We start from the raw sequence: 12,419 nt of genomic DNA, 5'->3' as shown, positions 1-12,419 counted from the left end.
CGCCAACCGAACACGAATGAATCCTTTCATACTCTTGATTGGTAGAGAGAATGTGTAAATACTGACGGCGATGGCCCCGGAGACCTCCGAAGTCACACGTCAGATGCCTGTCCGCACCCACGGAAGCCGACGATCCGCACCATGTACAGCAAGCCCCTCCTCCCCTTGCGCGGCGCAGGCCAAGGGACATGGCAGGCTCCGGTGCGGCGTTCGGACACCACGCTTCTGACCTCACCGGCCGTGCCGCTCACCGACCGCCGTCACGCGCCCCCGGCGATGCGGCGTCACGCGGCCATCACGCTCCCGGCGCACGAACGCCATGTCTCCACCGTCCGGCATCACACGGCCGCCTGCCTGGACGCTTGGCGGATGGACGAGGACGACCAGGACCGCACGGTCCTGATCGTGGGGGAGCTGGCCGCCAACGCGGCCCGGCACGGCCGCCACGACATGACCGTCACCCTGGTCCTGTCGGGCCCCACTCTGCAGATCCAGGTCACCGACTACGGCGGCCCGCCGCGCGCCGCGCTCGAGCGACCCGAGGAAGGGGAATGCGGCCGGGGCCTCGACATCGTCCGCGCGCTGGCGCATTCGGTGGACATCAGCACCCCGCCTCACGGCACTCGTGTGCGAGCCGAGTACCGCGTCGGGTCTCCACGACCCACCTGATCGAACGCCCGGGAACGATACAGCCTCCTCGTATCGTTCCGGGGTGTTTCAAGCGGCGAGCCGTCACCCTCGGACGCCGTTGGCGGCCCCGGCTTCTCCCCTAGGCCGGGGCCGCCATAAAAAGCAGCCCGCTCACCCGAAGCCGCACCGCGGAGCGGCCGCAGGTCCACGGCCGAGCCGCACACACCCCTGTCGGCGGGCCGGCACCCGATCCCAACCCGGCCCGGAGGCCACCAAGATGTCGTTCACCCTCTCCCACACCGGTCCCGACTGGCCTTGCCAGGTCAAGGCCCCGGGGACCCGCGACTGGGAGCGCACCGCCACGCGGTGGCTCCGGGAACTCCTTCCGGCCCGCTACTCGGGCTACGCGACGATCACCCGTCACCACTCCGTCCTCGCCCGGCACGCCCTGCTCCAGGTCCAGTACGAGATCCGGGCCCTGCGCGTGGGAATGCAGACCGCCCGGTCCGAACTTCGGGCCATGGGCACCTCCGACACGGTCATCGAGAACACCATCCGCCTGTACGCCATCGAGCTGGAGCAGCTGAACCACATCGCCCGCGGTGTGCGGCTCGTCACCGACGCGCTCCTCGACGGCAACAGCGCCCGCCGTCCCCGGTCGGCGGCCCAGCCCGCCCAGGCGGCACGGCCCGCCCAGGCGGTCCAGCCGGTACGGCCCGCGCAGCCGCTCCGGGCCGTGCGGCCTGTCCAGGCCGTGCGCTAGACGGGTGACGGGGCTCGTACCAGAGCCCCCACCGAATGCGGCTTGCGGATCAGCGGCAGGGCCGCGTCGTCATGGAGCCGGTCCCCCCACATGCCGGGGCAGCTCGTCGTGCATGGCGGCCACGGTGCGGGGCGGCTCATGCGCCTCCGCGCGCCCCGTTCGGGAAGCGGATGGAAACTGTCGCCGGTGGTCACGGGCCTCGGTGACCCCGTCGGTGTGGGGCGGCAACTGGTCCCCGTCCGTGAAGGACAGGGTCTGGCGGACGGGGGTCAGCCCGTACCCGGCCGCTGGCCGGCGCCCGAGGCTCGCGCGGCCCCAGCACCTTGAGTGCCCTCGGCGGTCCGCGCCGCCTCGGCGAGCTTCCCCACCATGCGGTCGAGCGCCTCCAACTCCTCCGGAGCCAGGCTCCGCATCGCCTCCGGCGGACGAGCCAGGATCTCCTCGGCCCGGGCGGCGGCAGCCGCCCCCTCCTCGGTGATGGTGACGACCCTGCTGCGGCGGTCGTCGGGGTGGACGCTGCGGACGACCAGTCCGCGCCGCTCCAGATCGTCCACGACGAGAGTGGTGTACGGCTTGTCGGTCGACAGCCTCTCGGTGAGTTCGCGCATGGTCAGCGGTCCGCCCACCAGACGGCGCAGGGCCTTGCTGCGGATGAAGCTCATGCCGAGCGCCTCACTGACCTCGCCCCGGCGGTCGTCGCTCAGCACCAGGGAACGCATCCCGGCCCAGATCCGGTCGACCGCTTCCCGGGTGGCGTCCGTGATGGGCTGTGGTGTCGTCATGAGGTGCTCACCGGTGTCCTGGCAGATGCGGAGGAAAGCCGCGCGACCGCATCGGTCGCCGTGCTCCTGGCCCAGCGGCCGGTGGTGACGATACCGAGCAGGAGCACGGCGGCGCCGCATCCGACACCGATCCACCACCCGACCCGGCTGGCCTCGGCGAATCCGGTGCTCAGCGGGCCATGGACCGAGGAGATGACAGCCGAGCCGATCACCGCGACTCCCAGCGATCCGCCGACCTGGCGGCTGGTCGAGGCGATGGCCGCGGCCACTCCCGCCTGCGCCCGGGGCATCCCGGAGACAGCGGTGTTGGTGATCGGCGCGTTGAGCATGCCGAAGCCGAGGCCGAACAGCACATAGGCGGCCATCAGCCGGGAGATGGGAGTGCCGGCGGAGAGCCCGGTCAGGAGCAGCGCACTGGAGGACATCGCCACACCGGCGACCAGCAGGGGAATGCGCGGACCGCGGGCTCCGACGATCCGTCCGGACAGGGGCGCGCACACCAGCGTCAGCGCCGCCATCGGCAGCGTGTAGAGACCGGCGTGCAGGGCCGAGAGCCCTCGGACGTCCTGAAGATAGATGGTGTTGAGGAGAAGGAAGCCCGCCAGCGAGGCGAAGCCGCACACCGCTATGAGCGTGGCGCCGGAGAAGGGGACGCTGCGGAAGAACCGCAGGTCGATCAGCGGTTCGGCGCGCCGGGGCTCGTAGAACACCAGAGCGGCCACGGCGGCGGCCGAGAGGGCGAAGCACCCGAGTGTCCGGGACGATGCCCATCCGGCCTCGGGGCCACCGATGATTCCGTAGGTGAGGGACACCAGGATCACCATGACCAGCACCTGACCGACGGGGTCGGGGCGTCGCGGGTGGGGCGCGCGGGACTCGGGGACGAAGCGGCCGGCCAGGACCAGTGCGGCGATGCCCACCGGGATGTTGATCCAGAAGATCGCCTGCCAGCCGACGGCGCCGACCAGGGCGCCGCCGAGGATCGGCCCGAGCGCCATGCTGATACCGATGACCCCGCCCCAGACACCTATCGCGCGAGCCCGCTCCCGTGGATCGGTGAAGGTGTTGGTGATGATCGACATCGCGACCGGATTGAGCATGGAGCCGCCCACGGCCTGCAGGGCCCTGGCGGCGATGAGCCAGCTCAGGGTCGGGGCGAGGCTGCACAGCAGCGAGCCCAGGGTGAACAGCGCCAGCCCCGTTTGGAAGGTTCGGCGGCGGCCGACTCGGTCGCCCGTCGATCCGGACAGCATCAGCAGGCCGGCCAGGACGACGGTGTAGGCGTCGATGGTCCACTGAAGCCCGGAGACGGAGGCATGCAGATCGCGCTGGATGTCCGGGAGCGCGATGTTCACGATCGTGTTGTCGAGCCCGACGATGAACAGGCTCATACAGCAGATCGCCAGGACGAGCATCCGCCGCCCCGCGCCGAGCTGAGTCACTCGAGGCTCCTTACGCCGACTCCCACTCCCACACTTCCTTCTACAACTACAACGGTTACATCTGTCCAACCAATTCCCGGGGCGAACGAGCACATTCCCGCGTCGTGTCACGCCCCGGCCGTGCCGCTGTGGCACGATGCCGCCCGGCAGCACATCTCAGGGGGAGAGCATGAGTGATTCCGGCCGGGTCGAGGCGTTCAGCGACGGGGTTTTCGCCATCGCGATCACGCTGCTCGTCCTGGAGATCAAGGTCCCCCCGGGCGCGGGTGACGACCTGTGGGCGGCGCTCGGGCACCAGTGGCCCTCGTACGCCGCGTATGCCGTGTCCTTCATCGTCATCGGCATCATGTGGGCCAACCACCACACCGTCTTCGGATTCATCGCGAGGGTCGACCGAGGGCTGCTCTTCATCAACCTCCTTCTCCTGATGGTGGTGGCCGCACTGCCGTGGCCGACGGCGCTGCTGGCCGAGTACCTGCGCGAGGACAAGGCCTCGCATGTCGCGGCAGCGGTCTACAGCGGCTTCATGGTGGCGCACGCGGCGACGTTCCAGGCGCTGTGGTGGTGGGTCACCCGGACCGGGCACCTCTTCGACGAGCGCGTGGACGTTCCCGGCGCCCGGGCCACCCGTCTGCGGTTCGCCCTGGGGTCGGTCGTGTACCCGATCACCGTCGGGCTGTCGTTCGTGTCCGCTCCGCTCACTCTCGCGGTGCACGGGGTGCTGGCCGTCTACTACGGGTTCAACCAGTTGCCCGTCCCCACCAAGGACCCGCAGGCGGGTGCGTCGCGGAGCGCGGCATGATGGCACTGTGCGAATTCGACCAATACTCGTCCACGACTACTCGTCCACGACGGCGGCTGGGCCTTCCGCACGACCGCGGTGAGGTTTGCCGAACGCCGTGTCCGGCCCGACGGCGAGGCCGTTCCTCACAATCGCCAACGGGGCCGGGTGGTACGGCGGCCTGCGCGCCGCCCGCCGATCGCCGCCCGGGCAACACGGCCTGACGCCTACACCCCGCGGGCCTTGTCCTCGATGAGCTTCAACTGCCCCCAGAGCAGATCCGCGAGGTGCCTGACCAGGTCCGCGCGCTCGCAGGGGCGCTGCACCAGCCACCAGTCGCCCGCCGCGTGCATCATGCCGACGATGCCATGGCCCCAGACCCGGCCCACCAGTTCGCCGTCCCGGCCCAGTTCGAGGCGTTCCGAGATCACGACGGCGAGTTCCTCCCCGAGCAGATGCAGGAGCGGGGCGACATGCGAGTGGTCGACGGCGAGTGAGTCCGCGTCGCCTTCCGCCTCCTCCGGGTGCATGAGGAAGCGGTACATCTGGGGGTGCGCCTCGATCGCGGTCAGATAGGCGTCGAGGGTGGCCTCGACGCAGTCGCGGCGGTCCCACACCGAGTCGAGTGCCGTGCGGCACTTGTCCAGCACGGCGTCGGTGTGCCGTTGGGCGATGGCCCGGTACAGGGCGCCCTTGCCGCCGAAGTGGCGGTAGAAGATCGGCTTCGAGATGCCCGCTTCCGCGGCTATGGCATTCATCGAGGCCCCCGGACCTTCACGCAGTACCACACGGTCGGCCGCGGCCAGGAGTTCGTCGCGCCGCCGCTGAGTTGCCTGCCGCTGTTCCCATCTGCGGTCTGTGGACACGACCTCCCCTTCCGCGCCTTAACACATGGCGCAAACTATTACCATAAGAACGCAGGGAGTTCAGCATCGGCTACCAAATGCGTCTCGCCATTGCGAACCCCGCCCACGGCCTCAATTCGCAAAAGGGCCACCGCTGTTGGCCGCTCGGCCGGTATCCGGGGCGGCCATGCCCGGAATCCCCCGAGCCGATCGGGAGTTCGGCTGCTCCGGACCGTAGTCGCCCGACTACGGAGCCGAACCGACCGGTCGGCACGTGATGTTCAGGTCGGCCCTCCTCGCACCGGCCCGCTTCGTTCCTGTAAATCCAACCCGCGGTAACACCTGTCTCGTGTGATGTCCGTCATGCATAGTGGGGGCCGCATCAACGGGGATGGCGTGCCGGGCCACTGTGCACCCATCACCGGACTGCACAAGGAAGGAAAGGCAATGATGGGTCAGCACTTCCGTGCATGCCGGGGAAACATGGCTGAGGGAAGGGCCTGCACCTGCGACGAGGACCGCCCCGCGCACCACGCGAAGCCCAAGGCGTCCCACCGGGTCCTGTTCGCCATGAGGCAGTCGGCGGGCGGCACGGGAGCGAACGACCCGAAGGACCAGGGCCGGGAAGCCGCCGCGCCCGACCGCGGGTCCGGCACCGGCTCGGCGGTGGACGTGGTCAGTCCGTGGACTTCGACCATTCACGACCTGGCGGAGTTCGATCGAATGTACGCCGGGCCGCCCAAGCCGACCTCCCCGGTGGGTGATTCCGCTTTCTCACCAACTGTCAGGGAAATGGCGCACCGCCGCTGGACGTGCGTTCCCGGCACTTGGAAGGCCGCCTCCTTCATGGCGGTGGGACTGCTGCTGTGCGGAACGGGAGTGGCGTCCGTCCGTGCCTGGACTTCCGACGACACCGCAGAAGCACGTTATGAAGAGAGTGTCAATAGGACCCCCGAACTCCCACCGGTCTTCTCTCCCCCCGACCCGATCGAATTGAAGCCGAATTCCGCTTCCCGGACCGGCGCGCAACCCGCCCATGAATCCCGGCCCGCCAAGCCCCGGCCCCACCCCTCGAAGAACAGGCCGAAGCCGCCCGCGCCCCGTCCCGAGGACAACGTTGTCTACGCGGCATGGGCCGGCCCTGGCTGTGCGGACTCCGACGGCGTCGGGTACTACGAGCGCGGCCGCTACAGCGACGACCACCGCGGCTGGTACACCGCCAGCCGCGGCGGTTTCCGGGGCGGGACCTGCGACGGCAGCTTCACGGCCGTCCCGATGTCGGGCAGTTCCACCTACGACCACTCCGGCCGGGTCTTCTGGTGGTGGCACGTGGGCGGCAGGGCCAAGGACTGCTCCGTCTCGGTGTACATCCCCAGCAGCCACGACGGCGGTGATGTCGCGGGGAGCCCCACACACTACGTGGTGCTCAACGGGGATCCCGCCAAGGACGACGGGTTCGAGGTCGATCAGGTGGCCAACCGCGGCCGTGTCGTGCACGTCGGCACATGGCCGGTGAGGCATGGCCGTATGGCCGTGGTGCTGCTCGACCGCGGCCGCGACTGGACCGGTGGCAGGAGCACCTACGCCCACCACGCGGCGGGCCCGATCCAGGTCGTCTGCCACTCCTGAACCGGGCTGTCGTCCGGCGAACAAACGGGCCCGCGATTGCGTATGGATGTATGGCCGACCGCCGGGTAGGCGCGGCCTGTACGGGTCCGGGCCCGAGGCCGGGCGCGGCGGCGTCCGCGGGGAGTGCAGATGACGGTCCAGCAGGTGTACGGAGCGACTGTTTCGATCGGCGACGTTCTGGCCGATCGGTACCGCCTGGAGGCACTGATCGGCTACGGCGGGGCGGCCGATGTCCACCGCGCGACGGATCTGCGCCTCGGCCGCACCGTGGCGGTCAAGGGTTTCCGGACGGGGGCCGAGGACCACCCGGGCGACCGGTTCATCGGCGAGGCCGTCCTGCTCGCCGGTCTGCACCACCCCGGCGTGGTGACCGTGTACGACGCCGGGCGCCACGAGGGCCTCGCGTACCTGGTCATGCAGCTGGTGGACGGCCCCACCCTGCGCCACCGCATCTGCGAGAGGGCCCTCACCCCGCACGAGGTGTCGCGTCTCGGTGCCCACCTGGCCCGCACCCTCGCGTATGTGCACACCGAAGGCGTCGTGCACCGCGACATCAAGCCGTCGAACATCCTGCTCGACGGCGAGGGCCGCCCTTACATCACGGACTTCGGCATCTCCCGCACGGTGGACGCCACAGCCGTGACCGGCCCCGGCGAACTCGTCGGCACCGCCCCCTATCTCGCTCCCGAGCAGATCCTCGGCCAGGCGGCCCAGCCGTCCGCCGACGTCTACGCCCTCGGTCTCGTTCTGCTGGAGTGCCTGACGGCACGGATCGAGTACTCGGGGATTCCCGTGGAGGCCGCGGTCGCCCGTCTGCACCGCTCCCCTCGCATTCCTCAGGCGCTGCCCGCCGAGCTGGCCGCGATGCTGGAGCAGATGACGGCGATGGACCCGGACGACCGCCCGGACGCCGGTGCCTGCGCCCGCGTGCTGGAGTCCGTGGCGGAGGGATTCGGCTCGGCCGGTGAGGCCCGGCACCGGCACCGTCAGCCGCGCCGGCAGCCGCGCCGGCAGCCGGGACCGGCGCCGCGACCGGCCGGACGAGAGGACGGTCGGCGAGGCACTCGTATCGCCGTCGCCTCGGCCGCCGCCGCGCTGGCCGGGGTGCTGGGGTCGATGATGACCTTCACCACCGTCGCCCTCCCCCACACGCCCGAGATGCGAACGGCCTCGTCCCCCGCGCACTGGTCCGCAGAACTTTGACCACGCCTTTGCGCGTTTGCGGCGTAGCGTGCGAGCCGTTTCTGTGGATGCGCGCGGAGGCGGCCGAACAGCGGTGAGCGCCCGGGCGATCCACTCGTCGAGCGAGCACGGGACGGGGCACGGCATGGCGGGGTATGTACTGATCGGAATCCTGGGGGCCCTCGCGGGCTGGATGCTCCTGGGCGGGGTGCGCGTGGTCAACCAGATCGAGCGCGGGGTCGTCTTCCGCTTCGGCCGGGCCCGTCCGACACCGCGCGAGCCCGGCCTGACCCTCCTGGTACCCCTCGTGGACCGGCTCAAGAAGGTCAATGTCCAGATCGTCACGATGCCCGTGCCGACGCAGGAGGGCATCACCCGCGACAATGTCTCGGTCCAGGTGGACGCGGTGGTGTACTTCCGCGTGGTGGACCCGCTCAAGGCCGCCATCGAGGTGCAGAACTACGTGTTCGCCGTCGAGCAGGTGGCTCAGACGTCCCTGCGGTCGATCATCGGCAAGAGCGAGCTGGACGATCTGCTCTCCAACCGCGAGGAGTTGCACAAAGGGCTGGAGCTGATGATCGACAGCCCAGCCGTGGGCTGGGGCATCGAGATCGAGCGTGTGGAGATCAAGGACGTTCAGCTTCCCGACTCGATGAAGCGGTCGATGTCGCGGCAGGCGGAGGCGGAGCGTGAGCGGCGTGCTCGAGTGATCACGGCGGACGGTGAGTTCCAGGCGGCGGCGAAGCTCGCGGACGCCTCGGCCATCATGGCCGACACCCCCGGCGCGTTGCAGTTGCGCCTGCTGCAGACGGTGGTGGAGGTCGCGGCGGAGAAGAACTCGACGCTCGTGATGCCGTTCCCGGTGGAGCTGCTGCGCTTCTTCGAGCGTGCGGGAGGGAACGATTCTGCCGCTGCCGCCGCCCCCACACGGGGCAAGGCCGTGGAGCAGGCGGAGCCCGCCGTGACGCCGGAGGCAGCCGTAGTGGATCAGGCGGAGCCCGCCGTGGCCCCGGAGGCAGCCGTAACAGCGCTCGAGGCCGTCGTGGAGCCGCCGGTGGCTGCCGGGAAGCCCGAGACGGTTGACGGCGCGGAGATCCCGGGCATTGCGCAGAACTGACCCGAGGGGCGGGGTGGCGCGGCCGGTCTGCCGGTGTCCGCGCCATGGGCGCAGTACCGTCGAGCCGTCCCGCCCCCTCATCGGAAGGTCCAGCCCGAACATGGCCACACAACCGGACCCGGGAACCGCACGCATCGGCCTGGGCCTGGCCGCGGTGGGCCGCCCCGCCTACATCAACGTCGGCCGCGACCGCGACCTGCCGGCCGAGCGCTCGGTGGACACGATGCGCCGCATCACCCATGAGCTGCTCGACTCCGCGTACTCATGGGGCATCCGCTCCATCGACACCGCCCGCTCCTACGGGCGCGCGGAGGAGTTCCTCGCGGACTGGCTCAACGGGCGCGACGACATCCACGACCTCACCGTGAGCAGCAAATGGGGCTACACCTACACCGCCGACTGGGCGATGGACGCCGAGACCCATGAGGTCAAGGAGCACAGCACCGAGGCATTCGAGCGGCAGCTGGAGCAGACACGCCGTCTGCTCGGCAACTGGCTGAGCCTGTACCAGGTCCACTCCGTCACTCCCGACAGTCCCCTGTTCTCCGACACCGCCCTCCAGCGCCGACTCGCCGCGCTCGCCGCCGACGGGGTGACCGTGGGCATGTCCACCAGCGGCCCCCGCCAGGCCGACGCGATCCGCGCCGCCCTGGAACTGGAGGTCGACGGCGAACCCCTGATCCTCAGTGTGCAGACGACCTGGAATGTGCTGGAGCCCTCCGCGGGCGACGCCCTCGCCGAGGCGCACGCCGCGGGCCGCAGGGTCATCGTCAAGGAGGCCCTGGCCAACGGCAGGCTGGTGCAAGGGGATCCCGGCACCGCATTCGCCGCGGTCGCCCACGAGACACAGGTCTCCCCGGACGCGGTGGCACTCGCCGCCGCGCTCCACCAGCCCTGGGCCCACACCGTCCTGTCCGGCGCGGCCACCACCGAGCAACTGGCCTCGAACCTTCAGGCAACGCGGGTGCGGCTCACCGAGGACCAACTGGCCCGGCTGGCCGGATCCGCCGAACCGCCCACCGCCTACTGGGCCCACCGATCCGAGCTGCCCTGGGCATGAACGGTCACCGCGCGAGAGGTCGGCGCGCGAGAGGTCGGCGCGTGAGACGTCACCGCCCCATCACCCGGGCGATGAACGACGCCTGGGAGGTGACCTCCTGCCAGCCGCCGAAGATCAGGCCGAAGAGCACCGCTATCGGCACCACCATGGCCACGGCGACCAGGGGGTGCCTGTCCCGGCTCGCCGTGTAGCCGAAGAGCACTGCGGCCCGTCCACGTAACCGGGCAACGGTTCGAAGGGGCATCCCTTGCTCCAGTTGTCGGGGGCGGCCACGCGGAGTCACCTCGTGGCGGAGTCGATCCGTCCGGCTCTCACGTAGCCACGCCCCGCTCGGCCGCGCCTCGAACCGCACTCGAAAAGCATCCGAACCGCATCCGAGCCGTGCGCCGACGCCTTCAGGCTCGGGCGCCGCCGATGATGAGATCGGCCACGGCCCTCGACCACCGGTCCCGGACGGAAGCGGGACTGCCCGAGCGGAACGCGGCCAGCGCACCCGCGAAGATCATGCCGTTGATCGCCCGCGCGGTGACGGGGATGTCCAGGTCCGCCCGCAGGAAGCCCTTCGAGACACCGTTCTCCAGGTAGCGTTCGGTCACGGCACCGAAGACCTCGTTCGTCTCCAGCATGTGCTCGCTCAACTCGCGGTCCACGCCCGCGGACTCGAAGAAGAAGATCCGGGCGAGCTGAGGGTCGTCGATGAACAGGTCGAACAGCGCCCGGCCGATGCGCTCGACCTGCGCCCGGTACTCCTCGACCGTCTGCGCCAGTTCCGGGCTCTCCGAAGCCACCACCTCGGCGATCCGCTCGACGGCCATGTCCACCACTCGGGCGACGATGTCGCGCTTGTTGGCGAAGTACCGGTAGAACGTCCCGTGCCCCACGCCGAGTTCGCGGGCGATGTCGGCGATCCCCGTCTCGTGGTAGCCCCGCTGCGCGAACACCTTGAACGCCGCCAGCGTGATGTCACGCCGCCGCTGTTCGACCAGGTCCTCCCGGGCCATGAACTGGGCCTTCTCTCGTCCCGTCGGCAGATACGGCAGATGTGCGAAGTATAGGGAGCCCGCTCCCCCGGCCGGTCGGGGGAGCGGCGGCCCGCTCACCAACGGAACACGGCATTCCACATCTGCCGCATCCCTTGCCTCCGAGCATCGCACGAAAACAGAATGACACGTCATTCAGCTCTTTCTGGGAGGCGACGAGATGGTCCAGGTGGACGTGTTCTGGGCGTACGGGATCGGCGCGGGATTCGCCGTCGCGGCGGCCCATCAGATCGGTCGGCGAGCGGCACTGAGCGCCAAGGGCACGGCCCAGGGCATCGCCGAGGCCATCGCCGAGAGCACCACCAAGGGCACCGCCAAGGGCACCACCAAAGGAATGGCAGCCGACGCGGAGGAGGGGCCCGGGGCTCTGCTGGCCAACCCCTACCTGTGCGGCGCCGTGCTCTTCTGCGCCGCCGTCTTCGCGCCGAGCGGCGTCTGGCTGCTGTGGGGGTTCCCCAGCTGGGAGACCATGCAGGTCGGTGACGCCTCGATGCCCGCGTGGCTGGTGGCCGCGTTCGCCGCCACCAACACCACACAGGGCCTCGTCGGCTTCCTCGTCACGCAGTGGCTGATCCGCCGCGGACATGTGCGCTGGGCACTGCTGCAGATGATGGCAGGTTACTTCGGCATGTTCTTCATCCTGGTGCACGGCTGGGACGGGCGTGGCTACCAGCGCTTCTTCTCGCGCGACAAGGCCGGCTTCGAGCACTGGGCGCTGCGATCCGGGCCGGAGCATGTGCGCGACTGGCTCACCTCGCCGGTCGCCCTGACCCTCTACGGGATGGGCGTCGTCATGATCCCGCTGATGCTCACCGTGATGAGCCGCTTTCACCAACAGGGGCTGGACGAGGCCGGAGTGGACGGTCCGGGGCCGCTGGCCGTGACCGGGCTCGTCCTCGGCTCGGTGGGCGCGGCGCTCGTCGCCGCCCTCACCGCGGGAGCGCTGGTCCATCTGACGGGCTGGATCGCGGGACCGCTCATCGCGGCAGTGCTGCTGTGGGCGCTGGTGGTCCGTCGTGGTGCCCTGGTCTCGCTGCTCGCCAGGAGCCTCGCCCTTCCTCCCGACACCCCGGCGGCGGCACCGGCTCACCCTCCGCAGCCGTCGGCGGGCTGATCCCCGGGTGATGCGCCGGGGGTGTGCTTCCGTA

At 70.1% G+C, this 12,419-nt stretch carries 13 protein-coding genes; 8 read left to right on the top strand and 5 right to left on the bottom strand.

The genetic code is table 11. From position 1 onward, the window contains the following. The first annotated feature begins 141 nt into the window (after nt 1–141). Both IEY86_RS17070 and IEY86_RS17065 read left to right on the top strand, forming a co-directional pair. Complete coding sequence (locus tag IEY86_RS17070) at nt 142–669, top strand: ATP-binding protein (protein WP_229698506.1); 528 nt, start codon at nt 142–144, stop codon at nt 667–669. Nucleotides 670–907: 238 nt separating this feature from the next. Continuing rightward, nucleotides 908–1,393: a hypothetical protein gene (locus IEY86_RS17065; RefSeq protein WP_229698505.1), complete on the top strand. Its 486-nt coding sequence runs from the start codon at nt 908–910 to the stop codon at nt 1,391–1,393. A 269-nt stretch (nt 1,394–1,662) separates the two neighbouring features. On the opposite strand, the gene IEY86_RS17060 is transcribed toward IEY86_RS17065, so the two are convergent. Both IEY86_RS17060 and IEY86_RS17055 read right to left on the bottom strand, forming a co-directional pair. After that, nucleotides 1,663–2,175 carry a MarR family winged helix-turn-helix transcriptional regulator gene (locus tag IEY86_RS17060; protein ID WP_189132572.1) on the bottom strand — a complete coding sequence of 171 codons (513 nt, stop codon included), beginning with the start codon at nt 2,173–2,175 and terminating at the stop codon, nt 1,663–1,665. Beyond that, on the bottom strand, nt 2,172–3,617 hold the full coding sequence (locus IEY86_RS17055) for an MFS transporter (protein ID WP_373287043.1): 1,446 nt from the start codon (nt 3,615–3,617) through the stop codon (nt 2,172–2,174). Before IEY86_RS17055 ends, IEY86_RS17060 begins: the two co-directional genes overlap by 4 nt. Before the next feature lie 169 nt (nt 3,618–3,786). Between IEY86_RS17055 and IEY86_RS17050 the strand changes: the two genes are divergently transcribed. Further along, the gene (locus tag IEY86_RS17050; protein ID WP_189132571.1) at nt 3,787–4,419 is read left to right on the top strand and encodes a TMEM175 family protein; all 633 of its coding nucleotides are present in this window, start codon (nt 3,787–3,789) and stop codon (nt 4,417–4,419) included. A 206-nt stretch (nt 4,420–4,625) separates the two neighbouring features. Here the strand turns inward: IEY86_RS17050 and IEY86_RS17045 are convergent, their stop codons facing one another. Beyond that, a complete protein-coding gene (locus IEY86_RS17045; protein ID WP_189132570.1) occupies nt 4,626–5,264 on the bottom strand; it encodes a TetR/AcrR family transcriptional regulator in 639 nt (212 codons plus the stop codon). 462 nt (nt 5,265–5,726) lie between these two features. Here IEY86_RS17045 and IEY86_RS17040 point away from each other — a divergent pair, with 462 nt between their 5' ends. The 4 genes from IEY86_RS17040 to IEY86_RS17025 all read left to right on the top strand — a co-directional run bounded on the left by IEY86_RS17040 (nt 5,727) and on the right by IEY86_RS17025 (nt 10,231). Then, nucleotides 5,727–6,872 (top strand): hypothetical protein, encoded by a 1,146-nt coding sequence (locus tag IEY86_RS17040; protein WP_189132569.1) that lies wholly within the window; start codon nt 5,727–5,729, stop codon nt 6,870–6,872. Between the two features lie 129 nt (nt 6,873–7,001). Next, on the top strand, nt 7,002–8,075 hold the full coding sequence (locus IEY86_RS17035) for a serine/threonine-protein kinase (RefSeq protein ID WP_229698504.1): 1,074 nt from the start codon (nt 7,002–7,004) through the stop codon (nt 8,073–8,075). 124 nt (nt 8,076–8,199) lie between these two features. Beyond that, nucleotides 8,200–9,171 (top strand): SPFH domain-containing protein, encoded by a 972-nt coding sequence (locus IEY86_RS17030; protein ID WP_189132568.1) that lies wholly within the window; start codon nt 8,200–8,202, stop codon nt 9,169–9,171. A gap of 100 nt (nt 9,172–9,271) precedes the next feature. After that, nucleotides 9,272–10,231: an aldo/keto reductase gene (locus IEY86_RS17025; protein WP_189132567.1), complete on the top strand. Its 960-nt coding sequence runs from the start codon at nt 9,272–9,274 to the stop codon at nt 10,229–10,231. 49 nt (nt 10,232–10,280) lie between these two features. Here IEY86_RS17025 and IEY86_RS17020 read toward each other — a convergent pair whose 3' ends face one another. Then, a complete protein-coding gene (locus IEY86_RS17020) occupies nt 10,281–10,475 on the bottom strand; it encodes a hypothetical protein (protein ID WP_189132566.1) in 195 nt (64 codons plus the stop codon). A gap of 151 nt (nt 10,476–10,626) precedes the next feature. Further along, nucleotides 10,627–11,232, bottom strand: a complete 606-nt coding sequence (locus IEY86_RS17015; protein ID WP_189132565.1) for a TetR/AcrR family transcriptional regulator — start codon at nt 11,230–11,232, stop codon at nt 10,627–10,629. A gap of 199 nt (nt 11,233–11,431) precedes the next feature. On the opposite strand from IEY86_RS17015, the gene IEY86_RS17010 reads away from it, so the two are divergent. Beyond that, nucleotides 11,432–12,385, top strand: coding sequence for a hypothetical protein (locus tag IEY86_RS17010; protein ID WP_189132564.1), 954 nt, complete (start codon nt 11,432–11,434; stop codon nt 12,383–12,385). The last annotated feature ends 34 nt before the right edge of the window (nt 12,386–12,419 follow it).

The sequence above is a fragment of the Wenjunlia tyrosinilytica genome, from assembly GCF_014646055.1.
Lineage (GTDB): Bacteria > Actinomycetota > Actinomycetes > Streptomycetales > Streptomycetaceae > Wenjunlia > Wenjunlia tyrosinilytica.
This window is presented reverse-complemented; position numbering and strand designations above follow the sequence as displayed.